The following is a 24,331-nucleotide window of genomic DNA, read 5'->3' as shown; positions in this document are numbered from 1 at the left end:
AATTTTACTACGTCCCCAATTGAATTTTGCCCTGTCCCTTTTTGACTTCTACGTGAACTAATTTTAACAAATTTCCGCGCCTGCCGGCATTGTTTTTTCCGGTGTCATCAGCGCAAGATTGCCTTCTGCGTCTTCCGCACATAAAAGCATACCTTCTGACAGAACCCCTGCAAGTTTTGCCGGTTTCAGATTCACAAGTACCATCACTTTTTTTCCAACCATCTCTTCTGCTGTATAATGTCCTTTGATACCTGACACAATCTGTTTTACCTGACTTCCGATTTTCACCTGCGAGCAAAGTAATTTTTTCGATTTTTTTACTTCCTCACAAGCGATAATCTCTCCAACCTGGAACTGCATCTTCATGAAATCGTCAAATGTGATCTCTTCTTTTGCTTCGATATCAATTCCTTCCTCTTCTTTTTCTTCCTCTACCGGTGGATGAAGCTCTTCCACTTTTTTCATGACTTCTTCCAAATCAAGTCTCTGGAATAAGATCTCCGGCTTATCTGTTACATTTCCGCCGTTCAACTGAGCAAGAATCTTCTCAGATGTCTCCGGCATAAAGGATGACAATAATTCTGCTCCCTTGGAAATGCTGTCAATCAAGTTATAAAGCACTGTCTCAAGACGGTCTTTCTGCGCTTCATCTTTTGCAAGTACCCAAGGCATTGTCTCATCAATGTATTTGTTGCAGCGTTTGAAGAGATTGAAAATCTCTGTGATCGCATCTGCCACGCGAAGTTTGTCCATCTTCTCCTCGACAGCTGTCGGAGTGCCGTCTACAACCGCCTTCAAGTCTGCATCTACATCCCCTGCTACTCCCTTGTCAGTCACGCTTCCGCCAAAATATTTATTTGTCATGGAAACTGTTCTGTTCACAAGATTTCCAAGTGTATTTGCAAGATCAGAGTTCATACGCTCTACCATCAGCTCCCATGTGATCACACCATCATTTTCGAATGGCATCTCATGCAGCACAAAGTAACGGACAGCATCCACGCCGAACATATTCACAAGCTCGTCTGCGTAGATTACATTTCCTTTTGATTTACTCATCTTTCCGTCACCCTGCAAAAGCCATGGATGTCCGAAAATCTGTTTCGGCAGTGGCAAATCCAATGCCATCAAGAAAATCGGCCAGTAAATTGTATGGAAACGAATGATATCTTTTCCGATCAAATGCAAGTCAGCAGGCCAGTCTTTTTTGAACTGTTCTGTGCTCTCGCCATCACAGTCATAACCAATTCCCGTAATGTAGTTTGTCAGCGCATCAAGCCATACATATACGACATGTTTTGGGTCAAAGTCTACCGGAATTCCCCATTTAAATGAAGTTCTCGATACACAAAGATCCTGAAGACCCGGCAATAAGAAATTGTTCATCATCTCATTTTTACGGGAAACCGGCTGAATAAATTCCGGATGCGTGTTAATGTGCTCAATCAGTCTGTCCGCATATTTGCTCATTTTGAAGAAATATGCTTCCTCCTGTGCCGGCTGCACCTCACGTCCACAGTCCGGACATTTCCCGTCTACTAACTGAGATTCTGTGAAAAATGACTCACAAGGTGTACAGTACATTCCTTCGTAGTGTCCTTTGTAAATATCCCCTTGTTCATATAATTTTTTGAAAATCTTCTGAACTTGTTTCTCATGGTAATCATCTGTTGTACGAATGAATTTGTCATAAGAAGTATTCATCATATCGGCAATCGCCTTTACTTCCCCGGCAACTTTATCCACAAATTCCTTTGGTGAAACGCCTGCTTCCTCCGCCTTCAACTCAATTTTCTGTCCGTGTTCGTCAGTTCCTGTCTGGAAAAATACATCATATCCCTGACTTCTCTTGTATCTTGCAATCGCATCTGCAAGTACAAATTCATATGTGTTTCCAATATGCGGCTTGCCCGATGTGTAGGCAATCGCTGTCGTCATATAAAATTTCTTCTTGTCCATGTTCCTACTCCTTTTTGTATAAAAAATGAAACCCATCTTCCCAACAAAAGTTAAGAAGACGGGTCTGATACCGTGTTACCACTTCTCTTCGCTTATACTTCACAGTATAAACCTTATCAAGTATGTTCATACACCATACTCTTTCGCTATAAAGGGCGAACCCATTGTACTTCACTAAAATCTTTCAGCTTGGCACACCGCTCAGGAGCCATCTTCGATATCTCTTTCATCGTCTCTTCTCAGCTTCATGAGACTTCTCTGTAAATGTCTGAAATATCTACTCTTTCCATCATTGCGTTTCCTGTTTTTAATGTTATCTCACATGAGAAAAGCGTATCACAGGATTTTCCCAGTGTCAAGATTCCCATTTTTCTTTTTTATTACAATTCGCACATCAGTCAATAGTAAATGAGTTCATGCTTGCATGAGGACTCATTTGTTGCAGACTGATGAAGGGAACGCCCGTTTATGAGCAAAAATAGCTGTTTACAGCGGAAAAGCACTGAAAGTGCGTTTTGCGAATTGCGTGGAGTGAACTGTAGTCACACATCAGTCTACTTCCAATACTTATCCAAGTACTTTTCTATTTCTTCTTGTGGCAATGAGAATTCTTCCATCAAATTCTTCCTTGCCTGGTCTTTAGAAATATCACATTTCATGCAAATACGAATTGTTGCTTTAATCCCTTCAGCCAATCCCTCATTTCGTAAGTCTTCCCTCAAGGCTTTTCGAAATTCTTCTTCGTCATATTCTGTCAAAATCATATCTACGACCTCCGCTCGATTTTTTTGAAGTACATCTGCAAGAATTCCATTTTTAATACAATTATCCACTGCAATCTCCACTGACTTTTCAAACTGCATCCCTTCTGCAAGATACTTGCGGATTGTTGCAATAAACTCTGCATATTCTCTCAATTGCTTACACTTTTCCATTAATTCTCGATTCTTCCCCAAATTAATATTAAGCACAACTGCTGTACATTCCAGTGCTGGATTCATTTCCCATTTGTCCTCAATAAACAAATCACTCAACTTTAACTCCTGACGTTCCGGCTCCTTTTTTGTTCCATTGTAAAATACAATATACTGTGGGAACGGAATATGTAGTGGCGATGTGGAATACAATCGATATTTCACCGGCTCAATGTAATCCCGATACAACGATGAAAAATAGAATAAGCCACGCAACGGTAAGTTGGGACTGAACGAGCTCTGATGTTCATAGAGATTCATCACATCACCAATGATAAAGGACAGATCATTTTTCATCCCCATATAGACCACGTCTTCAATCGTTGTGATAGTTAAATCATCGGGATTCGTATAATTACTGTCATTAATCGCATTGTAAAGCTCCAGCAAATCCTTTTTCTCATGGAAAATAACTCGGAATACCCTGTCTTTATACTTCTTATTTATCTTATGTTCTACCAAATGTTTTCCTCCTTTACATTTTATCAAATACAAATCTATGAATCAATGAAAAGAGCATACTTTCATAGGCGCCACCTACCTTTTTAATACAGAATAAACTATAACTTTTTCATAAAATACAAATCGGATTTCTTGTGACGAACGCCACGGAATTTTAGAAAATATAGAATGTTTGATTTGTAGTATTAATCATAGCACGATAAGTCCCATATTACAATATTTTTGACCAAAAGAGATGCACCGACACAATGCATCTCTTTTTCCAATCTGATTACAATTCTTCTCCGTTTGTTTTGATCACCTGCTGATACCAGTAAAATGATTTTTTCTTCAGACGTGCAAAGTCTCCTGTTCCGTCATCATATCTTCTCACGTAAATCATTCCGTAACGTTTTGCATATTCTCCGGTGGATGCAGATACAAGGTCAATGCAGCCCCACGGTGTATATCCCATCAGATCCACCCCATCTTCCACCGCAAGCTTCATCTGTTCAATATGCTGTCTGAGATAATCAATGCGGTAGTCATCATTCACCGTTTGATCCTCTTCCAATACGTCCTTTGCCCCCAATCCGTTTTCTACAACCATCAGTGGTAAATGATATCTGTCACTTAAGTCATTCAACGCATAACGCAGTCCTTCCGGATCGATCTGCCATCCCCAGTCTGAGGCTTTCAGATATGGATTTAAAACTCCTCCGAGGATATTTCCCTCCCCGCTCTTTTCTTTTGAATCTGCTGTCTGGCAAGAAGACATATAATAAGAAAATGTGATAAAATCTACTGTTCCGTTCTTTAAGATTTCTTCATCTCCTGCTTCTTTCTCCAACACAACTCCCATCTCTTTCAGAAGAGAATCTGCATATGCCGGATATGCTCCGTATGCCTGCACATCTGCGCAGTAATAATTGTAAAGCCGATTGTATTTCTGGCAGACAAGAACATCCTTTGGATTGCATGTCAGCGGATAACTCGCCGCGTAAATCATCATATTTCCGACTTTATATTCCGGATCGATCTCATGCGCCATCTTCACGGCAAGTGCAGATGCAACGAACATGTGATGAAGTCCCTGAAATCTCTGCTGCGGAATGTCCGGCTGTTCCATGAACACCGTAGGATTTTCCAAATCATTTAAAATTCCCTGATTCAAAAGCGCTCCCATCGGCGCCACAGAGCTGTTGATCTCATTAAATGTAAGCCAGTATTTTACCTTCCCTTTATAACGCTCGAAAATTGCGCGGCAATAATTGAGATAATAATCGATCATTTCTCTGCTCACCCATGCATTACATTTCTTCGTCAATCCAAATGGTACTTCATAATGCGAGATGGTAATAATCGGTTCAATTCCGTATTTCAGACATTCATCAATCACTTCCTCATAGTGTCTTAAACCTGCCTCGTTTGGCTCTTTCTCGTCGCCGTTTGGGAAAATTCTTGTCCATGCAATTGAAAAACGATAGCATTTGAATCCCATTTCCGCAAAGAGTGCGATGTCCTCTCGGAACTTTTCATAGTGACGAATCCCCTCGTGACTCGGATAAAATGTCCCCTCCTCCAACACCGGAGTAATTCGCTTGCTCTGTCCAAATTTCCCTCCTGTACAAATATCAGAAACGGACACACCTTTTCCATCTTCGTTCCATGCACCTTCACACTGATTGGCAGCTGTAGCGCCGCCCCACAAAAATTTTTCAGAAAATCCCATCTTCTTATCCTCCTATCACAAGTCTTTCATTTTCTACTGTTACTCCACCGAGCTCTTCCGCATTGGTGATGATCACCGGAGTCTGAATCTCGCATCCGGCTTTTTGAATAGCATCTATATCAAATTCCAGCAGAAGCGCTCCCTTTTTAAAATGCTCTCCATTTCCGATATGTGCCTTGAATGGCTCTCCTTTCAAAGCTACCGTTTCGAGTCCTACATGAATCAACATCTCGATTCCATTGTCGGATGTGATTCCAATCGCATGTAATGTATCAAATAGATTTTCACACACTCCGTCAAAAGGTGCATATACTTTTCCTTCTGACGGCACAATCGCAAATCCTTCTCCGAGGATGCCTGTCGCAAATGTATTATCCTTTACTTCTGTGAGTGAAATCACCTTTCCTTTTACCGGCGCTTCGATTTCTACTTTTCCGGTAAGAACAGCTGCGCTCTTCTGTAATTCTGCTTCTTCTACAGCTTCCTCCTCTGCCTCACCCTTTGTGAGAATAAAGGAGAGTACAAAAGAAAGTACGAGTGTCACTGCAAAAATGATTACTGCATATAAAAAGTTTTTCCCTCCGTCCGGAGAAATGAACTGTACCAAAGATGTCATGGACGGAGTCACAAATGCATAAGATTTTACCTGTAAAATTCCTACGATCAATCCACCGATTCCACCGGAAATACACGCTGCAACCATAGGCTTTTTCAACTTCAGAGTAACTCCATACATTGCCGGTTCTGTTACCCCTGCAAGCAATGCAGATACAGCCGCCGGAAATGCCATCTTTTTCATTTCTTTATCTTTTGTCTTAAATGCTGCTCCAAATGTAGCTCCCGCCTGAGCAGTGTTGCTGCACAACATTGCCGGAAGCAACATCAAATCATATCCCACACCGGAAATTCCAAGCATAGACGCCGGCACGAATGCCCAGTGCATTCCAGTCATTACGATAAACGGCATAAATCCGGCAAACAGCATCATCGCAAGCCATGGTGCAAATCCATAAATTCCGTTGATTACGAATTGCAGACCATTTCCTATAATTAATCCAAGCGGTGCGATTGCACAGAGGGTAATCGGAGTTACAATCATTACAATCAAAAGCGGTTTCAAAAAGCTTTTTGACCACTCCGGTGTGATTCGATCAACAAGTTTCTCCACATATTTTAAAAGCAGTGTTGATAACATCGCCGGAATAATCGAAGACGAATAACTTCCATGTACTACCGGTATCACACTAAACAGATGTGTCGCACTATCACCGGCAAGCAACGTGATCACGTCCGGATAAATCAATACCGAGGCAACCATCACAGAAAGATACGAGTTACAATTCAGCTTTCTGGATGCCGTGAACGCCACCAGCACCGGCAAGAAATAAAACGGAGCGTCTCCAAGTGCATTCATCAAAATATAGGTGTCACTTGTCGTCTGCATCACATTCAAAAGTGTCGGACCAAAAATGACGAGCAGTACCTTCACAAGACCACCTGCAATAATCGCTGTGAACAGCGGTGTCATACACCCTGCAATAAAGTCCAGCGCCACAACAATCGGATTAACTTTTTCTATATGCTCTGCTGCACCGCTTCCGACCGCTGTATCAGAAATACCGGTTGCAGCTACTACTTCCTTGTAGACATTTCCCACGGAGTTTCCGATGATCACCTGATACTGTCCCCCCGCAATATTGACTCCCATCACACCCGGAATCTTTTCTACCTCTTTTTTGTTTGGAATACTTTTGTCCTTCAGAACAAATCTTAATCTGGTCATGCAGTGTGTCACCGACGTAATATTCGCAGTGCCACCAACTGCTTTTACGACTGCCTCTGCAATCTGTCTGTTTTTCTCTGCCATAATTTTTTCTCCTTATCGTTACTACGTTTTCTAAAATATCTTCTCGATTCATGTGCACCTGCCCCGAGAAAACAAAAACCTCCCACAACAGAGCCGCTATACGCCGTCTCTGCCATGGAAGGTAATGCCCAAATGGTTACAATCCTTCTCTCGTACATATCCTGTTAATATGCAGAATCAGATATAATTTTTCTTCTTTTGAAAGTATAATACCACATTTTCTTTTAAAATATCGTTCCAGCAATTCGACACATGCCGCAATCCCCGGAAACTCATCTTTCATGCTCTGATACATGATTCCATTGTCTGAATAAAGCATCTTGTTTCCTGCAATCCGGTCTAGCAGATACATCAGATGCGAGGAATAACGTGCAAAATTGAATGAATCTCTGTCAATCACAATTCCTATCTCATCTTCCACGATACTGATCGTGTCTTCCAGAATCTCCTGATATTGCTTCTTCAACTGATCAGCCACATCCGTCTTAAGCCTTGTATCATATCGGGCATTTACAAAATTCATTGCAATTCCCGAAGCTTCATTCGGATCTAACTGAACATTGAATCTGCGTTCTATCTGCTTCACCGCATATTTTCCAATGCGTGCCTCCGCTGGAAATGTCTGCTCCACCTCATAAATCAATGGCATCTGTACATCGATATTTTTCTGTGCCCTCTGAATACTAAAGTGAATGTGATCGGACATCGTCACGACCAAATTCGGGTTCATCTCATACCCCAGCTCATTTTTTGCAATCTCCACAAGTTTCGCTGTAAAATGAATCACTTTTTCCGGAATATCCTTGAAAAGTTCAATATACTTTGGGTCAATATCGTAAAATGTCCGTGTGATCAAGTTCAGGTCTTCAACCTCATATGGAGTTTTGGGAAATCCAATACCTTTACCGACAGCAATCAGTTCTTTTCCCTCACCATCGATACAAATGGCAAAATTATTGTTTAATTTCTTAATTACTTGCATCTCTCTCCAATAAAAAAACTCCTCAAGACACTAAACACCTCATTTTCACTAAACAGGTACTATTAGTAATGCCTCAAAGAGTAACAATCTAATCTACATGTATATATTAGCAAAATACATTAATTTTGTCCAGCGGCACATTACACAAATATTTCTTGCGATTTTTAGTGGTTTTCACAATAATATTTTTCTTTTTAAATAATTCCATTATTTATTTTACATCTCTTCACTTTCCCCGAATATCGCTTTCAACACCGCTGAGAATGCTGCTGCGACAGGCCATATGATCCAACTTCTTCCCCAGTCAAATGTATACAAACTATATCCAAGATACACTGCCGTCACCAGTGGCCAATAGATGGCAGCCCATTTTTCTGTTTTCCTGTCTATCTTTTTGGCTTTCGCCGTATATTCTCCTTCCTGCAGCAATCTGTCGTATGTCTCTCTGACCATGCACACCTGAATCAAAAGATAGACCGCAACAGCAACAATCATAAATAAAAAAACAATTCCTGTCACTAACAGGTGATCCGGAAGTCCAAACGCCCCCATCACAATAAGTGGAAGAATTGATATGATGCATAGACTGACACCAATTACAATTCCCATTGTATAACGTTCCGAATACCCTTGTTTTTTCTCTTTGATAATTCCGGTAACGCCGTATTCCAACTCAATGATTTCTGTATCAATATACTGGTATTTTTCCATTTTCATTCCGGTTGTGATAAAAAGAGCGACTGCCGGAATCACCAACAAAATTAATGCAGCAATTCCTATGCCTCCTGCCACATCTTCACTGATTCCGATCTTTCCGTATTCCGCCATACTTGCCAAATAAATTAATATCACCGGACTCAAAATACACAAAACAACCCCCACTCCGATTCTCTTTGCCGCACACCGTCTATCCTTTATATATTCCTTCGACTCTTCCAGAGAAATTTTATAAATGGTTTCACCGCCTGCCGCTTTCTCCACCGTCTCCTCTACAAAAATTTCTGCCTTTTGTGTTTCTTCTATATCGTCTCTCAACAGATAATCCGTACTCACGCCAAACACTTGACTCAGCAGCAGAATTTTACTCAGGTCCGGAATAGAAGCGCTGCTCTCCCACTTCGACACAGACTGCCTCGACACGTGAATCTTCTCAGCAAGTTCCTCCTGAGACCAACCATTTTTCTTTCTCAGCTCCATAATCTTTTCCGCTAAAATCATATTATCTCTCCTCCTGTATTGAATTTATACCACAACTCTAATCCATTTTCCAGTTGCAATCTACCAACTCCCCTTGAAAATGTGTCAACCGGCAGTTGCAAATGCCGAAAACACGCCACTTCCTGCTGTCATACATTCCCCGCATCCCACATAAGATACTAAAAACGCTCTGGAGTCTTTTATGAAACAGAAAAAATATTACGTATCTCTTATTTCATTTTTTCTCGCTATCACCATCCTTCTCACCAGTTGTTCTTCTCCCTCCATTCCGACAAATGCGAATACTGCATTTCAAAATTTTACCCGAAATCTGTTTGAGCAAGATGTCGTTTCCACAACAATCGGTCTTCACTATACCTTGCAAAATCCAGAATCCTACGGTATCAAAGAAATTCCGATTACATATGGTTCCTTCGATGTAGATGAAACCGCTTCCTACGCAGCTCTTGAAAACTGTAGTGCGGTGCTCGATAAATTTTCCTATGATACTCTGTCGAAAGAAAATCAAATCACATACGATGTCCTTTCTTCTTATCTGGATACTGCAAAAAAAGGGATTCCGTACAGTCTCTACGAAGAACCACTCAGTCCGGTCACCGGCATTCAGGCACAACTTCCAGTTCTGCTCGCTGAGTATCAATTTTTTTCTGCAAAAGATATCGAAACCTATTTAGCCCTCCTTAAGACGACACCGCAATACTTTGATTCCCTCATTCAGTTTGAACAGAAAAAATCGGATACCGGATTGTTCATGGCAGATTACACCGTCGACTCCATTTTGGAACAATGCAACGCATTTCTTGCTATGGGCGATTCTAACTATCTACTATCCACGTTTGAAGAACGGCTCTCTGCACTGGAAAATGTGACAGCGGAACAAAAACAAAGTTATATCAGCCAAAATCATGAACTTCTCTCTTCTTCGATTTTGCCCGCCTACGAGCACCTTGTGTCTGCACTCACTAAGCTCAAAGGCTCTGGTAAAAATACGAAAGGTCTCTGCAATTTGCCAAATGGAAAAGATTACTATGCTTATCTTGTTTCCCGTGACACAGGTTCTCCGCATACGGTAGAAGAAATTCAAAAACGAATCTATGCTCAGATTAGCTCCGACCTCATTGATATGCAGACAGTTGCCGCCAAAAATCCAACTCTCTCTCGGGAAACTTCCGTCACTTACGACGTTCCGCCGTCTGCTATCATACAGGATTTGGAGCAAAATATTACCGATGCATTTCCAAAACCTGCAAATGTCACCACGCGGATTAAATATGTCCCAGACGCATTGGAACCATACTTAAGTCCGGCATTTTACATGATACCTTCCATCGACAATACTTCCGAAAATGTCATCTATATCAATCAGGCTCATACTATGGAAGATATTCGCCTGTTTACGACACTGGCACACGAAGGCTATCCGGGACATCTCTATCAGACTACCTACTATGCCAATACCAATCCGGACCCACTCCGAAATCTTTTAAATTTCAGCGGTTACGTGGAAGGCTGGGCGACCTACGCTGAAATGTGCTCCTATTATCTGAGTTCTTTGGAAAAACCGTACGCCACGCTGCTGCAAAAAAACAGCTCTGTCCTCCTCGGGCTTTATGCGGCTGCCGACATCGGTATTCACTACGACAATTGGAGTCTTGCACAGACCACTCAGTTTTTTACTTCTTACGGAATCAAAGACGAGAAGGCAATTCGAGAAATTTATCAGCTGATTATCTCTGATCCTGCCAATTATTTAAAATATTATGTGGGATATTTGGAAATTTTAGATTTGAAAAAAGCGTCACTCAAAAAGAAGAAAGAAAAGTTCTCACAAAAAAAATTCCATAAGTCGATATTGGATATTGGTCCCGCTCCGTTTGATGTAGTGGAAAAATGGTTGTAATCTGCATACAATATAGCAATACCATTATGAAAGAAAGGGAATTTATGTATATCCTTTTTAGTATTTTCATCATCATACTACTGTTTTTCTTTGTAATCAATCACTCTCGAAAAAAATGTATTATACGTAAAATTTGCTGTATGACGCTGGAAGAAAAATGTAATTTGCTAAATACGATCATTGAACCGATGGGATTTTCCTATCTGGCTGATCAGGACATTTTTACTTCCACACGTGATGCCTGGCAGCGCAAAATGGGATATCAGTCACTTTATAACCGAGGCGCTGTTCATTTTAATATGGTGTTCGACTATCTTCCGGTCTACTTTGACTACAACGATAAAACCTGGATGATTCAGCTCTGGAAAGGACAATACGGAGTCAACACCGGAGGGGAAATCGGCGTATACCATGCAGACCACATTGTCTCACAAGAACAGCTTGACACCACATTATTCCAGCCGGTCGACGATTCAGATATGTTAAAAATGTCAATGGAGCTGATGCGAGATGGGAAATGTGTTTTTCGGCTGACCTGCGTTCATTGGTGGCTCACCGGATTTTCTATGGGGTTATTTTCATGGCCAAAACAGCTCTCCCTGAATGCCTCCATCACCTTTCCAGACTGTGCGATGATGAATGCATTTATCGAAGGGCTCCTAAAACAGTCTTACTGTCGATGTGACCTCGCCATCTGCGGACTGACATTGACTTTTGACATGAAACCTCTTTGCCGCCATAAAAATTGTCTGCAAAAATTAGCTGCCTGGTTCTCTCAATGGAAAAACCGTATGTTTTGTCGGCTCTTTTTATTTGCTACCCGACCATTTTGTCTTTCTTTAGATCGGCTTCTCTATCTTTACTATTTTCTTCCGTTTGCATTTCAAAAGACAATGCATGTTCGTGGCTACAAACGAAAATATATTCGCCGTTGTGGCTGTAGGAGGCAATAATTATGGGATATGAAACAAGAATTTCAAAAGCATTTGAGGGGGCATTAAAGCTCCCTCTCAGTGACAATTCTAAGTATGTTCTGTTCAGTGACTGCCACCGGGGAGTTGGCACTTCCAATGATAATTTTCTAAAAAACCAGCATTTATACTTTGCAGCCTTACAACACTATTACCAAAATAATTTTACGTATATTGAATTGGGGGATGGGGATGAACTTTGGGAAAACCGATCCTTTGACCGGATTCTTGAAATACACAGCAATGTTTTTTGGCTTCTGTCCCAGTTCTACTATCAAAAACGGCTATATTCGATCTACGGCAACCATGATATTGTAAAACAGAATTCCTCTTTTGCCACCTTGAAATGTAAGGCTTATTATTGCGATGCAACCCAATGTTACCTTCCGTTATTTCCAGGTATTACGTTTCAATCTGGGATTATTCTCTGGGATAAAAATCATAAAAAAGACATTTATCTCACTCACGGACACCAAGCTGATTTTTTAAACAGCACCCTTTGGAAAACAGCTCGTTTTCTTGTACGTTATGTCTGGGGTCCACTGGAACAAATCGGTTTTTCCAATCCAACCAGTGCCGCACGCAATCACACAAGAAAACAGAAAATCGAAGAACGACTTACCCGATGGGCAAAAAATGAAAATCATATCCTCATTACAGGACATACCCACCGCCCGATGCTCGGCACAAAAGATTCCCCTTATTTTAATACCGGAAGCTGCGTGCACCCACGGTGTATCACCTGTATCGAAATTGAACACCGCTGTCTGACGCTCGTGAAATGGTGCCTGGATACTCACGAAGATATGAGTCTGTATGTCTCACGAGAAGAATTAGCCGGACCAATTTGCGTGGATGAATATTAATTGGGGACGTAGTAAAGCTCAAAAAGGGACAGGGCAAAGTGCAAAAAAGGGACGTAGTAAAATTCAATTTTACTACGTCCCCAATTGTTATAAATTTATATTCCCGCTCTTACCGGATACGCTCAATCTTGACATTGCACGTGCCAAGGATGCAGAAGAAATATGGTATTCCTGTATGCTTTGTTTCTGTCTGAGTTGTTCTTCTGCACGCTCTTTTGCTTCCTGTGCTCTTTTTACGTCAATCTCTTCCGGACGTTCTGCTGTATCTACAAGCACATAAACTCGTCCGTGAGATACTCGTGCGAACCCGCTTCCGACAATCGCAATCTGCCATGTCCCATCTGGCATCTTAATCTTCAATTCTCCGCAATCAATTGCCATGATCACACTCTCATGATGTGCCAGCACTTCCCGCTGTCCATCCAGTGCCGGAATAATCACTCCGGTACACGGACCATCATAAAAGAGATGGTCACTGGCAATTAATCTGATACTAAATGTAGTTTTCATAACACTCAGCTCCTTTTAATGTTCCATTGACTTTGCTTTTTCAATCACATCATCAATTGTACCGACATTAAAAAATGCAGCTTCCGGATACTGATCCATCTCACCATCAATGATTGCTTTAAATCCGCGGATTGTCTCTTTTAATGGAACATATCTTCCCGGAATTCCTGTAAAGTTTTCCGCTACAAAGAATGGCTGAGATAAAAATCTCTGTACCTTTCTTGCCCGGTAAACAGTTGTCTTATCTTCTTCTGATAACTCTTCCATACCTAAGATGGAAATGATATCCTGAAGTTCTTTATATTTCTGCAAGATAGCCTGTACATTTCTTGCTACTTCATAGTGTTCTTCTCCCACAACATCTGCTTCCAGAATACGAGAGTTTGATTCGAGCGGATCTACCGCCGGGTAAATTCCCTGTTCTACAATCTTTCTTGACAATACAGTTGTCGCATCCAAGTGGGCAAATGTTGTCGCCGGAGCCGGGTCAGTCAAGTCATCAGCCGGCACATAAACAGCCTGTACAGATGTTACAGAACCATTTTTTGTAGACGCGATTCTCTCCTGCAGTTCACCGACTTCATTTGCAAGAGTTGGCTGATATCCTACTGCTGAAGGCATACGTCCAAGAAGCGCGGAAACTTCTGAACCAGCTTGTACGAAACGGAAAATATTATCAATAAACAACAATACATTCTGATGTTGTTCATCACGGAAATATTCTGCCATGGTAAGCCCTGTCTCAGCCACACGCATACGCGATCCAGGCGGCTCGTTCATCTGACCGAACACCAAAGCAGTCTTGTCAAGAACCCCTGACTCTTTCATCTCCGACCACAAGTCATTTCCTTCTCTGGAACGTTCTCCTACTCCGGTAAAGATAGAATATCCTCCATGCTCTGTTGCGATATTACGAATCAATTCCTGAATCAACACGGTCTTACCTACACCGGCACCACCGAACAGACCAATCTTACCACCTTTTGCATATGGAGCCAAAAGATCGATAACTTTGATACCTGTCTCCAAAATCTCTACTACAGGACTTTGTTCTTCAAATGTAGGAGCCTCTCTGTGAATTACCCAATGCTCTTCATTCTCCAAAGACTCACCGCCATCAATTGTATCTCCAAGAACGTTAAATAAACGCCCCAATGTCTTATCTCCTACAGGTACTTTAATCCCTGATCCGGTTGCAGTTACTTCCATATCTCTGCTCAATCCTTCACTGGCATTCAGCATGATACAACGTACTGTATTATTTCCAATGTGCTGTGCAACTTCCATCACGCAGCGTTTCCCATTGTTATCTACTTCCAACGCATCTTTGATATATGGAATATCATTATTTTCAAATTCCACGTCGACGACAGGTCCCATAACCTGTACGATTTTCCCTTTATTCATGCGTTTGCAACCTCCCTTCTGTTATTTTGCTTTCTTCTTTTTCTGTGCTTTTGCACCACTGATTACCTCTGTGATCTCCTGCGTAATGGCAGCCTGTCTCACTCGGTTAAATTCGATATTCAGATTACGCAAAATTTCTTTTGCACTCTTTGTGGCACCATCCATTGCCATCATTCTTGAATTCTGTTCACTACAGAACGACTCAACAAGTGATCCGTAAATAAATCCAGTCACATAATTCGGAATGATACAATCCAATACATCCTTTGGTGTCGGAAGCATCGGAATCTCATCCAGCTGAATTCCCGCCGGGACCTGACAAAATGCTCCTGACTGAAGTGGAAGAAGCTGCTTTGTCTCAGCCACCATCTCCACCGCATTCTCCATTCTTGTATAAATAATATGCACCTCATCCAATTCTTTTCGATTGAATAAATCCAGCATCTTCTCAGCAATCACTCTTGCACGGTGCATCGTTGGTTTTTGCACTGTATATTTAAAAGAAGTATCTACATCCACATTTTTCTTTTGAAAATAACTTCTTCCAAGCTGTCCCAGCACAAACAACTCATTATGTCCCGGCTTATCTAAAAACTCCTGAGCCAGCTTGATAACATTATGGTTATATCCTCCTGCAAGACCTTTATCTGCCGTTACCACAATATAGCCTTTCTTTCTGTCAGCTTCTTTTATCTCCGGACGCTCATCAAAATACTGATGTTCAATCCCACCCTGCATATGTCCAAGAATACCGGCAATCATGATTTGCAATGTATAAAAATACGGCTCTGTCTCTTCCAAATTCTTTTTCGCTTTCTGTAAATTAGAAGAGGCAATCATATGCATAGCACTTGTGATCTTCATCGTATCTTTTATACTTTTCATTCTGCTTTGCAGCTCTCTTGTATTTGCCATACTAACACCTGCTCTTGAATTCTTTTGCTAACTCTACAATTTTATCAATTAATTCGTCGGACAATACTTTCTTTTCTTCAATTTCATTTACAATCTCTGCATGTTCTATTTCAAAGAAATTCAGCATATCCTTCTGGAAATCTTTGATTTTTGAAATCTCTACATCAACTAATACTTTATGTGTTGCCACGCACAACGTGATAACCTGTTCATGTAAACTCATTGGATGGCACAGTGGTTGTTTTAACAGTTCCATCAAACCTTTACCATATTGTAACTGCTCTTTTGTTGCTGCATCCAAATCCGAACTAAACTGTGTAAACACTTCCATCTCACGGAACTGTGCAAGGTCGATACGGATACTTCCGGCAACTTTTTTCATTGCCTTTGTCTGTGCTGCTCCACCTACACGCGATACAGAAAGACCTACATTGACCGCCGGTCTCATACCTGCAAAAAACAGATCACTCTCAAGGAAAATCTGTCCGTCTGTAATAGAAATTACGTTAGTAGGAATATACGCAGAAACGTCTCCTGCCTGTGTCTCAATAATCGGAAGTGCGGTAATCGAACCACCACCAAGCTCATCACTCAATCTGCTGGAACGTTCCAACAATCTTGAATGCAAGTAAAATACATCTCCAGGATATGCCTCACGTCCAGGAGAACGTTCCAATAACAACGATAATGCACGATATGCAACTGCATGTTTTGATAAATCATCGTACACAATCAGCACATCTTTCCCTTTGTGCATAAAATACTCTGCAAGCGCTGTTGCTGAGTACGGTGCAATATATTGTAACGGTGCAGAATCACTCGCTGTCGCAGATACAACAATCGAATAATCCATGGCATCATTTTTTGTAAGAGTTGATACAATTTTTGCAATTGTAGATGCTTTCTGTCCGATTGCAACATAAATACAGATAACATCTTTTCCTTTTTGGTTGATGATCGTATCTGTTGCAATAGATGTCTTACCTGTCTGTCTGTCACCGATAATCAACTCTCTCTGTCCGCGTCCAATCGGGAACATAGAGTCAATTGCCAAGATTCCTGTCTCAAGCGGAACACTGACTGATTTACGATCAATAATTCCAGGTGCCTCTTGTTCAATCGGACGGTATCCGTCAGAAGGAATATCTCCTTTTCCATCAATTGGTGCTCCCAGAGCATCCACAACTCTTCCTAAGTATGCATCTCCAACCGGAATTCCGGCTTTCTTTCCTGTTCTTGTTACCTTTGTACCTTCTTTGATTCCTGTGTCTTTTCCAAGTAAAATGACACCGATCTCATTTCTTCTGATATCCTGAACCATACCTTTTACGCCTGTTTCAAAGATAACAATCTCTCCATACATTGCATGGTCAATTCCGTAAACAGTTGTAATTCCGTCACTGATCCAGATAACAGTTCCGACCTCCTGGTCTTTTGTTTCTAACTCATAATTTTCTATCTCACTTTTCAAAATAGAAATAATTTCTTCTGAACTAATTGAGCTCACACTTTCACCTCCAGATCAATCTTAACTGGTTCATACGGCCACGCAGACTCCAGTCATATTCATAGTCTTTCACATGCAAAATAAATCCTCCGAGCAGCTTATCATCCTGTTCAAGCTGCCACTCTACTTCTTTTACATGATACTTTTTACATAAAAATGTTTTCATTTGCTCTAACTGCTGTTCACTAGGGCAAGCCACATACGTAAGAACTGCCGGTAAAATTCCGTTCTGTTCGTTATAGTACTCTTTGTATGCGGAAAATATATCTTCAATTACTTCTACGCTATGGTAGTCGCATAAAATTTTCAGGAAATTTTTGATTTCCTTTTGAAATACTTTTTCTATAATGCTGTGTTTTACCTGAATTGGAATAATCGGACTCATCAGGGAGGTTCTAAGCTTTGGCACTTTCTTGAAAGCTTCTTCTGTCTCTTCTATGATCGTTTTGTCAATTCCTAACTCATAAAGAACTTTCGCATAATTAATTGCCGTTTGCGTCATTTTGCTCACCTACCTGGGATAAAAATTGTCCGTATAGTGCCTGATTTGCCGCCGCATTTTTCTGCTCTCCAAGCATTTTTGAAACTGCCACAAGTGCAAGATTGGCAACTTCTTTTTCCATGCCGCGCACTGCTTTTTCTCTGTCTAATTCCACAGTCTTTCTCGCATTGTCAATGATTTTTCCAGCCTGCTCATCTGCCTCTTTGACAATTCTTGAATATTCTTCCTGTGCTCTTGCCTTTGAATTTTCCACAATTCTCAAAGATTCGTCATGTGCATCATTCAACGAATTCTCATACTGAGCTTTCAACTGCATAGCATCCTGTTCCGTCTTTTTTGCAGTTTCAAGCTGAGTTTTGATCATTTCATCTCTTTTCTCAATGATTCCCATAACCGGCTTGTACAAAAACTTTCTCAGCAGCAAATACAGTACCAATATGTTAATAATGGTGATAACAAGGTTTGAAACACTTAAACTAAGCATCCTGATAACCTGCCTTCCTGTATATTATTTGTTAATATTCACACCGTTGTCTGATACGTGAACTATAAAAATTATTTTAAGAATAAGATGATTAATAATGCGATAACGAAACCGTAAATAGCTGTTGCTTCGGCTAAGGCACATCCAAGTAAGAGTGATTTACTGATCTTGCTCTCTGCTTCCGGCTGTCTTGCGATTGCATCCACTGCTTTTGATGTTGCGATACCAATACCGATACCTGCTCCAATACCTGTTAAAACTGCAATACCTGCTCCAATTGCGATTAATGTTGACATAATAAATTCTCCTTTTCTTCTTGTGATTATTCCATTGCTTCTTTTATAAACAATGATGTTAAAAATACAAATACATACGCCTGAATCAATCCATCGAAAATATCGAAATAGAAACTAAACGGAATTGGCAAAAGAACCGGTAAAATAATTTTAATCAGTTCCATTACTACAAATGATCCTAAAACATTTCCGAAAAGACGCATACATAATGATAATGGCTTGATAAATATCTCCAAGATGTTGATCGGTGCGATGATAGGCATTGGCTCCGCAAAGCTCTTCACCCACTTCTTCAACCCTTTCTGTCGGAATCCTGCATACTCAATTAAGATGATACTCATAATTGCGAGTGCTGCAGTCACATTCAAGTCTTTTGTTGGCGGCTTAAATCCTAGAAGCCCTATCAAGTTAGCAATTCCAATATAAATGCCAACTGACATCAAATACGGAATGTATCTCTTTCCCTCTTTTCCAATAATATCTTCAAAAAAGTGGTTCATTCCGCCAACTGCCGTCTCTAAAATAAGCTGTTTTTTACTTACACGTTCGACCGACAGGTTCCTAACGAGGCAGATACATAGCAACGTGACGACTGCCATAATAATCCAAGTAACTACAACCGATTCAGAAATAGGAATACCTCCGAAAATCGGAATAGTAAATGCTGTCTCGCAGTTTAATTCTTCTAATAATTGCGTTCCTAAATTTTCCGTATCTATTCACTCCCTTTCCTCATTTTTCGTTCGACTTATTATACAACTTTGATTTCGAGATACAATCCGCAATCCGCGAATAATTTGACGAATATCGTTTGTTTTTTTCAGCAGTTTGTACATTGTATTTTTTAGAAATGCGTGTATGGTTCATATTTTAATAACGATTCATCCCCCTACATTTCTGTTTTATTTATATACCGGAAGTAATCTTGCGCCCTGAATAGGAAATTTACACACAACTGTCGTTGGGAATACACGGTAATATGCATTATCCACCTTCAAAAGTGTTTCGTTTCCACTCTTTATCTCTTCTACATAATGACCTCTTTCGGAAAGAAAGTTCATAATCTGCATTCTTCGATTCTCTACTGTCGTCCCCAATACGACAAAATCTATAAAAATCGACTGTTTTCTGTCTAAAAACGGATACAGCATATTGACCCCTTCCAAATACGGATTCCGAAAAATATTTTTCTTAAACTGTAGGAAATTGCTGACCATATTTTCCAGACTCTTATGAAACTCTGACTGCCACAATAACCGGTAAACTTCATTTTCAGCTCCCAGTTGAATCATGCGTTCCTCTATCTTTTTCTGCTCTGCTACAGAAAAGAGGTCATGCATACATCCGCTTTCTCTAAACAGCCATAAAAGACAGATAGCATTCAAAGTCAGCGTTTCCCCCTCCAAAGCCTCTTTCCGCACATGCTCTACAATCTGCATATAGACCTTTGGATCACAGCGATATTCTCTTAAATTAACTCCGGCTGTGTAGTAATACATGTCACACGCCAAGAGATTCGGCACCTCTTCAAGCACTCCATCTGCTTTCAGGTGCTCAACAATTTCTCTTTCTAGTGCCTGAGACTCTTTTTTCTTTTGTTTTCTTGTTTTTGACAATATTTCTTCTAATCTTTCACTCAATTGTTCCCCCGTCTCATCTTCCGATAAAAATCGTTCCAAAGACTGTGCCATTGCGATTGCGCGAATTACAGCACTTTTTGCCATGTCCATGTGAATACTTTCAAGTCCATTCAATCCCACAAGGGCGTATTGTTGCGCTAACGTATAATCTTTCATATTGAACCTCCTGCATCTTTCTTATTTTCTTTTCATCCAAATTTTACATAGTTGCATTATAACATATAACAAAGAAAAAAATAGAGAAATTAATGATTTCTGTAAACCATTAACTCCTCTATATACTCAATTAGTTGCCAGCCATACACTTGCCATAATCCCAGCCAGCGTTGCCGCCAGTGCCCCGGCAAGTGTATATCTGGTCTTTCGCACTTTTGCCGCCATAAAATATACACTCATCGTGTAAAATATTGTCTCTGTGCAGCTCATCATAATCGAAGCAATCAAACCAATTCTGGAATCCGTGCCATATTCTTTAAATATATCTAGTACTAATCCCGTTGCCGCCGAGGAAGAAAACATTCTCACAATCGCAAGCGGAACCAACTGTGATGGGAATCCAACATATGCCGTCATTTTCCCGATTATTTCCGACAAAAAATCCAAGAAGCCGGAGGCTCTCAATATTCCGACTGCTACCATAAGCCCGATTAATGTTGGCATAATTTTAATCACTGTAAAAAATCCGCTTTTTGCTCCCTTGATAAAGTCATCATATACGTTCACTTTATTAAACACACCATAGGCAACAATTCCTAAAATAGTAACCGGAACAATAAAATCTGATAAATATAGAAGAAGCTTCATAAATTACTCCCGTTTTGGTAATCTATAAAATATATGTACTTCATTAGCTAAACATACTAAATCAATAACCTTCTCTGAGGAAATCCCTCAAATTACCAGTAAACAACTAATACAACTTCCGTTCCTACTTTTCTTCTTATAGTTTCTTCTTTATTATGTAAAAATACATTGCAATCAGCAATACCGATGCCAAAATCCAAGCTACCGGACTCGCCATACAGATTCCAAAATAGCTTTTATATCGTGAAGCAACGATTGCTGTCACACCTCTTCCCACAAGCTCCGCAATTCCCGCCATCATCGGAAGTAAACCAAATCCCATACCCTGAATTCCGTTTCGATATAAATTGACCACTGCCAAAGGGATAAAGAATACACCTGCACATTTTAGATAAACGTCTACGGAACCAAGGATATTTGTCAAATCTCCGGACAAAAACAATACCGTCAGGTATTTCCCGACCGTAGCAATCAAAACTCCTGTCACGATTGCATATGCAAATGAAATCAATGTTGCTGACTTAAATCCATCTCGAATACGTTTGATTTTTCCTGCTCCCACATTTTGTGCGGAATAGGTGGCAAGCGTCGTCCCCATAGCAACGAATGCCTGTGATACCAACTGCTCAATCTTACTTGCTGCTGTAAATGCAGCTACCATTGTAGAGCCGAGCACGTTCAACGCAGACTGTACCATCATTGTTCCAATCGCCGTGATTGAGTACTGAAATGCCATAGGAAGTCCTATACTCAACTGAATTCTTGCCATTTTCCAATCCATTGTCCAGTCCTCACGATGCATCTTAAGCACCGGAACTGCCTTTATAATATACACAAGGCAAAGAATTCCTGATACTCCTTGTGAAATAACAGTCGCATACGCAGCTCCCGCCGCGCCCATATGAAACACGATAATAAATACCAAATCCAAGACAATATTAAGCAGTGCTGCCAAAATCAGAAAATACAACGGCACCTTACTGTTTCCAAGTGCCCGCAAAATACTTGACAGCAGATTATAAAGCACCTGTGCCACAATCCCTGCACAGATAATCATAATATATTGATAGGCATCTGCAAAAATATCAGACGGTGTATTCATGAATGTCAAAAGCTTATTCATTCCCAGCATACTTATAATCGTAATCACAACCGAAATCACCGCCGACAGCACTGCTGCCATCGCAACCGTCTTTCGCATCCCTTTCATATCTCCCGCACCAAATCTTTGCGCAGTCATCACCGTAAAACCAGCAGTCAGTCCAATCAGACTTGTAATGATCAGAAACATAATCGTTCCCGTCGATCCGACTGCCGCCAATGCTTTTGTTCCAACAAACTTTCCAACTATGATCGTATCCGCCATACTGTAAAACTGCTGAAATACGTTGCCCAAAAAGATTGGAACCGTAAAATTAAAAATCACTTTTGCAGGATTTCCTACAGTCATATCTCTTTCCATCAATATTACCCCCTTGTTAATTGTTCCCTGCACAAATTGAGCGCAGCTTCCATCACCTTATCCATATCATAATATTTGTAGCTTCCCAAACGCCCTCCAAATATCACATTCCTCTCCTTCTTCGCAAGCTCCTGGTACTGCGCAAACAGCCGATTGTTCTGCTCATCATTTACTGGATAATACGGTTCCATTCCCACTTTCCATTCCAGCGAATACTCTCTTGAAATAACCGTTTTTTCCTGCATTCCAAACTCAAAATGCTTGTGCTCGATAATACGCGTATACGGAACCTCTCTTTCCGTATAATTCACAACTGCATTTCCCTGATAGTTGTCCGTATTCAATACTTCTGTCTCAAATCTTACCGAACGATACTGAAGCGCTCCCAACTGATAGGAAAAATACTCATCAATCATGCCTGTGAACACAGTCTTTTCTGCAATGTCTGGATTTTCCTTGATAAAGGAAAAATAGTCCGTATCGGTCTTCACCGGGATTCCATCCAGCATCTTTTCCACGATTCTTGTGTATCCGCCAATCGGAATTCCCTGAAAACGGTCATTAAAATAATTGTTGTCATAGGTAAAACGCACCGGCAAACGGCGAATAATAAATGCCGGAAGCTCCTTACACTCTCTTCCCCACTGTTTTTCAGTGTATCCCTTTACCAGTTTTTCAAACACATCTTTTCCGACAAGAGACAGTCCCTGCTCTTCTAGATTCTTTGGTTCTGTAATTCCCGTCTCAGCCACCTGCTGCGCAATCTTTTCTTTCGCCTCCTGTGGCGTTTTGATCCCCCACATTTTGCTGAATGTATTCATATTAAACGGCAAATTATAAAGTTCATCTTTGTAAACAGCAATCGGCGAATTGATATAATGATTAAATTCTGCAAACTGATTGATATAATCCCACACCTCTTTATTGGACGTATGGAAAATATGTGCTCCATACTTGTGCACCTGAATTCCTTCTATTTCCTCACAATAAATATTTCCGGCAATGTGATTTCGTTTTTCAATCACAAGGCATTTTTTTCCACTTTTCTTTGCTTCATGTGCGAAAACAGCACCAAAAAGTCCTGCTCCCACAATCAAATAATCGTATTTCATATTTTTTCTCCATTATTTTGTCTTATCTCTCCTCATTTTAGACAATTCAGCTTAGAATCGCAATATTTTTCTCCATCGATTTTCCCTTTTTATTGCACTAAAATAGTATTTAGAAAATTAGGAGGTGTTATTTTATGGGTGCAAAACAACAAGCTTACAAAAAACTTGCAGATACCATGATCAAAAATTTTTCTAAAAGAAATATCGAGGCTTTCTATTGTGATGATCGAAGTCAAGCAGTTTCGTTGGCAATGGAAATGATGAAAGAGGGTAGTACCGTCGGTTTTGGCGGTTCCGAAACATTGAACGAAATCGGAATTTTAGATACAATCAAGAATTCTTCTTTGACTTTAATTGACAGGAACACCGCAAAGACTCCGGAAGAGAAAAAAGAGATGTATTTTAAAAATGCGATGGCAGATTATTTTTTGATGAGTTCCAACGCCGTTACGATTGACGGAGAGTTAATCAATATCGACGGTAACGGTAACCGCGTTGCCTGTCTCATTCACGGTCCGGAGTACGTCATCCTCATTGTCGGGATGAACAAAGTAGTCACAGATGTAGAATCCGGAGTTGCCCGCGTCAGAAACGTCGCTTCCCCTGCAAACGCCGCTCGTCTCGGAACAAGAACTCCTTGTGGAGCAGTCGGACATTGTGGCAACTGCAATTCTCCTGACTGCATGTGCTGTCAGGTTGTCATTACAAGGCACTCCAGACACACCGGAAGAATCAAAGTTATCTTAGTTGGCGAAGAATTAGGTTATTAAGAATTTCTTAAA

The 24,331-nt window shown here is 40.6% G+C and carries 22 protein-coding genes; 4 read left to right on the top strand and 18 right to left on the bottom strand.

Going from position 1 to position 24,331, the window contains the following annotated elements; translation table 11 throughout:
* Positions 1-63: 63 nt before the first annotated feature.
* The 6 genes from metG to ACTQXY_RS08685 all read right to left on the bottom strand — a co-directional run bounded on the left by metG (position 64) and on the right by ACTQXY_RS08685 (position 9,173).
* Positions 64-1,995, bottom strand: coding sequence for a methionine--tRNA ligase (gene metG, locus ACTQXY_RS08710; protein WP_441659154.1), 1,932 nt, complete (start codon positions 1,993-1,995; stop codon positions 64-66).
* A 518-nt stretch (positions 1,996-2,513) separates the two neighbouring features.
* The gene (locus ACTQXY_RS08705; protein WP_441659153.1) at positions 2,514-3,395 is read right to left on the bottom strand and encodes a hypothetical protein; all 882 of its coding nucleotides are present in this window, start codon (positions 3,393-3,395) and stop codon (positions 2,514-2,516) included.
* A gap of 271 nt (positions 3,396-3,666) precedes the next feature.
* The gene (locus ACTQXY_RS08700) at positions 3,667-5,106 is read right to left on the bottom strand and encodes a family 1 glycosylhydrolase (protein WP_441659152.1); all 1,440 of its coding nucleotides are present in this window, start codon (positions 5,104-5,106) and stop codon (positions 3,667-3,669) included.
* A gap of 4 nt (positions 5,107-5,110) precedes the next feature.
* On the bottom strand, positions 5,111-6,973 hold the full coding sequence (locus tag ACTQXY_RS08695; RefSeq protein ID WP_441659151.1) for a beta-glucoside-specific PTS transporter subunit IIABC: 1,863 nt from the start codon (positions 6,971-6,973) through the stop codon (positions 5,111-5,113).
* A 136-nt stretch (positions 6,974-7,109) separates the two neighbouring features.
* Positions 7,110-7,955 carry a PRD domain-containing protein gene (locus ACTQXY_RS08690; RefSeq protein ID WP_441659150.1) on the bottom strand — a complete coding sequence of 282 codons (846 nt, stop codon included), beginning with the start codon at positions 7,953-7,955 and terminating at the stop codon, positions 7,110-7,112.
* Between the two features lie 216 nt (positions 7,956-8,171).
* Positions 8,172-9,173 (bottom strand): helix-turn-helix domain-containing protein, encoded by a 1,002-nt coding sequence (locus ACTQXY_RS08685; protein WP_441659149.1) that lies wholly within the window; start codon positions 9,171-9,173, stop codon positions 8,172-8,174.
* A 181-nt stretch (positions 9,174-9,354) separates the two neighbouring features.
* Between ACTQXY_RS08685 and ACTQXY_RS08680 the strand changes: the two genes are divergently transcribed.
* From ACTQXY_RS08680 to ACTQXY_RS08670, 3 genes are all read left to right on the top strand, one after another.
* On the top strand, positions 9,355-11,073 hold the full coding sequence (locus ACTQXY_RS08680; RefSeq protein WP_441659148.1) for a DUF885 domain-containing protein: 1,719 nt from the start codon (positions 9,355-9,357) through the stop codon (positions 11,071-11,073).
* 140 nt (positions 11,074-11,213) lie between these two features.
* On the top strand, positions 11,214-12,026 hold the full coding sequence (locus ACTQXY_RS08675) for a DUF4474 domain-containing protein (protein WP_441659147.1): 813 nt from the start codon (positions 11,214-11,216) through the stop codon (positions 12,024-12,026).
* Positions 12,027-12,028: 2 nt separating this feature from the next.
* A complete protein-coding gene (locus tag ACTQXY_RS08670; RefSeq protein ID WP_441659146.1) occupies positions 12,029-12,910 on the top strand; it encodes a metallophosphoesterase in 882 nt (293 codons plus the stop codon).
* A gap of 87 nt (positions 12,911-12,997) precedes the next feature.
* Here the strand turns inward: ACTQXY_RS08670 and atpC are convergent, their stop codons facing one another.
* The 12 genes from atpC to glf all read right to left on the bottom strand — a co-directional run bounded on the left by atpC (position 12,998) and on the right by glf (position 23,549).
* Positions 12,998-13,420: an ATP synthase F1 subunit epsilon gene (gene atpC, locus ACTQXY_RS08665; protein WP_441659145.1), complete on the bottom strand. Its 423-nt coding sequence runs from the start codon at positions 13,418-13,420 to the stop codon at positions 12,998-13,000.
* A gap of 15 nt (positions 13,421-13,435) precedes the next feature.
* Positions 13,436-14,827, bottom strand: a complete 1,392-nt coding sequence (atpD, locus tag ACTQXY_RS08660) for a F0F1 ATP synthase subunit beta (RefSeq protein ID WP_071144684.1) — start codon at positions 14,825-14,827, stop codon at positions 13,436-13,438.
* Positions 14,828-14,848: 21 nt separating this feature from the next.
* Positions 14,849-15,742 carry an ATP synthase F1 subunit gamma gene (gene atpG, locus ACTQXY_RS08655; RefSeq protein WP_373207341.1) on the bottom strand — a complete coding sequence of 298 codons (894 nt, stop codon included), beginning with the start codon at positions 15,740-15,742 and terminating at the stop codon, positions 14,849-14,851.
* Between the two features lies 1 nt (position 15,743).
* Entirely contained in the window at positions 15,744-17,249 is a 1,506-nt protein-coding gene (gene atpA / locus ACTQXY_RS08650) for a F0F1 ATP synthase subunit alpha (RefSeq protein WP_441659144.1), read from the bottom strand.
* A 4-nt stretch (positions 17,250-17,253) separates the two neighbouring features.
* Positions 17,254-17,751, bottom strand: coding sequence for an ATP synthase F1 subunit delta (atpH, locus tag ACTQXY_RS08645; protein ID WP_147611731.1), 498 nt, complete (start codon positions 17,749-17,751; stop codon positions 17,254-17,256).
* Positions 17,732-18,235, bottom strand: a complete 504-nt coding sequence (gene atpF, locus ACTQXY_RS08640; protein WP_004614405.1) for a F0F1 ATP synthase subunit B — start codon at positions 18,233-18,235, stop codon at positions 17,732-17,734. The genes atpH and atpF overlap by 20 nt, the downstream gene beginning before the upstream one ends.
* A gap of 71 nt (positions 18,236-18,306) precedes the next feature.
* Positions 18,307-18,531 carry an ATP synthase F0 subunit C gene (gene atpE / locus ACTQXY_RS08635; RefSeq protein WP_441659143.1) on the bottom strand — a complete coding sequence of 75 codons (225 nt, stop codon included), beginning with the start codon at positions 18,529-18,531 and terminating at the stop codon, positions 18,307-18,309.
* A gap of 26 nt (positions 18,532-18,557) precedes the next feature.
* Entirely contained in the window at positions 18,558-19,250 is a 693-nt protein-coding gene (locus tag ACTQXY_RS08630) for a F0F1 ATP synthase subunit A (RefSeq protein WP_441659160.1), read from the bottom strand.
* A gap of 183 nt (positions 19,251-19,433) precedes the next feature.
* Entirely contained in the window at positions 19,434-20,327 is an 894-nt protein-coding gene (locus ACTQXY_RS08625) for a hypothetical protein (RefSeq protein ID WP_441659142.1), read from the bottom strand.
* A gap of 126 nt (positions 20,328-20,453) precedes the next feature.
* Positions 20,454-20,975, bottom strand: a complete 522-nt coding sequence (locus ACTQXY_RS08620) for a spore maturation protein (protein WP_004614409.1) — start codon at positions 20,973-20,975, stop codon at positions 20,454-20,456.
* A 136-nt stretch (positions 20,976-21,111) separates the two neighbouring features.
* A complete protein-coding gene (locus tag ACTQXY_RS08615) occupies positions 21,112-22,437 on the bottom strand; it encodes an MATE family efflux transporter (protein ID WP_441659141.1) in 1,326 nt (441 codons plus the stop codon).
* A gap of 5 nt (positions 22,438-22,442) precedes the next feature.
* Positions 22,443-23,549: a UDP-galactopyranose mutase gene (gene glf, locus ACTQXY_RS08610; RefSeq protein WP_441659140.1), complete on the bottom strand. Its 1,107-nt coding sequence runs from the start codon at positions 23,547-23,549 to the stop codon at positions 22,443-22,445.
* A 134-nt stretch (positions 23,550-23,683) separates the two neighbouring features.
* Here glf and ACTQXY_RS08605 point away from each other — a divergent pair, with 134 nt between their 5' ends.
* Complete coding sequence (locus tag ACTQXY_RS08605) at positions 23,684-24,319, top strand: LUD domain-containing protein (RefSeq protein ID WP_441659139.1); 636 nt, start codon at positions 23,684-23,686, stop codon at positions 24,317-24,319.
* Positions 24,320-24,331 lie beyond the last annotated feature (12 nt).

Source organism: Faecalimonas sp. LCP19S3_D12, from assembly GCF_052121495.1.
Taxonomy (GTDB): Bacteria; Bacillota; Clostridia; order Lachnospirales; family Lachnospiraceae; genus Faecalimonas.
The sequence above is the reverse complement of the archived record's forward strand: the minus strand, read 5'-3'. Positions and strand labels throughout refer to the sequence as shown.

Excerpts from the sequence above, each read along its gene's own strand:
- metG (WP_441659154.1), bottom strand. The coding sequence starts at position 1,995 with ATGGGTTTCATTTTTTATACAAAAAGGAGTAGGAACATGGACAAGAAG.
- ACTQXY_RS08700 (WP_441659152.1), bottom strand. The coding sequence starts at position 5,106 with ATGGGATTTTCTGAAAAATTTTTGTGGGGCGGCGCTACAGCTGCCAAT.
- ACTQXY_RS08695 (WP_441659151.1), bottom strand. The coding sequence starts at position 6,973 with ATGGCAGAGAAAAACAGACAGATTGCAGAGGCAGTCGTAAAAGCAGTT.
- ACTQXY_RS08690 (WP_441659150.1), bottom strand. The coding sequence starts at position 7,955 with ATGCAAGTAATTAAGAAATTAAACAATAATTTTGCCATTTGTATCGAT.
- ACTQXY_RS08685 (WP_441659149.1), bottom strand. The coding sequence starts at position 9,173 with ATGATTTTAGCGGAAAAGATTATGGAGCTGAGAAAGAAAAATGGTTGG.
- ACTQXY_RS08680 (WP_441659148.1), top strand. The coding sequence starts at position 9,355 with ATGAAACAGAAAAAATATTACGTATCTCTTATTTCATTTTTTCTCGCT.
- ACTQXY_RS08675 (WP_441659147.1), top strand. The coding sequence starts at position 11,214 with ATGACGCTGGAAGAAAAATGTAATTTGCTAAATACGATCATTGAACCG.
- ACTQXY_RS08670 (WP_441659146.1), top strand. The coding sequence starts at position 12,029 with ATGGGATATGAAACAAGAATTTCAAAAGCATTTGAGGGGGCATTAAAG.
- atpC (WP_441659145.1), bottom strand. The coding sequence starts at position 13,420 with ATGAAAACTACATTTAGTATCAGATTAATTGCCAGTGACCATCTCTTT.
- atpD (WP_071144684.1), bottom strand. The coding sequence starts at position 14,827 with ATGAATAAAGGGAAAATCGTACAGGTTATGGGACCTGTCGTCGACGTG.
- atpG (WP_373207341.1), bottom strand. The coding sequence starts at position 15,742 with ATGGCAAATACAAGAGAGCTGCAAAGCAGAATGAAAAGTATAAAAGAT.
- atpH (WP_147611731.1), bottom strand. The coding sequence starts at position 17,751 with ATGACGCAAACGGCAATTAATTATGCGAAAGTTCTTTATGAGTTAGGA.
- atpF (WP_004614405.1), bottom strand. The coding sequence starts at position 18,235 with ATGCTTAGTTTAAGTGTTTCAAACCTTGTTATCACCATTATTAACATA.
- atpE (WP_441659143.1), bottom strand. The coding sequence starts at position 18,531 with ATGTCAACATTAATCGCAATTGGAGCAGGTATTGCAGTTTTAACAGGT.
- ACTQXY_RS08625 (WP_441659142.1), bottom strand. The coding sequence starts at position 20,327 with ATGAAAGATTATACGTTAGCGCAACAATACGCCCTTGTGGGATTGAAT.
- ACTQXY_RS08620 (WP_004614409.1), bottom strand. The coding sequence starts at position 20,975 with ATGAAGCTTCTTCTATATTTATCAGATTTTATTGTTCCGGTTACTATT.
- ACTQXY_RS08615 (WP_441659141.1), bottom strand. The coding sequence starts at position 22,437 with ATGGAAAGAGATATGACTGTAGGAAATCCTGCAAAAGTGATTTTTAAT.
- glf (WP_441659140.1), bottom strand. The coding sequence starts at position 23,549 with ATGAAATACGATTATTTGATTGTGGGAGCAGGACTTTTTGGTGCTGTT.
- ACTQXY_RS08605 (WP_441659139.1), top strand. The coding sequence starts at position 23,684 with ATGGGTGCAAAACAACAAGCTTACAAAAAACTTGCAGATACCATGATC.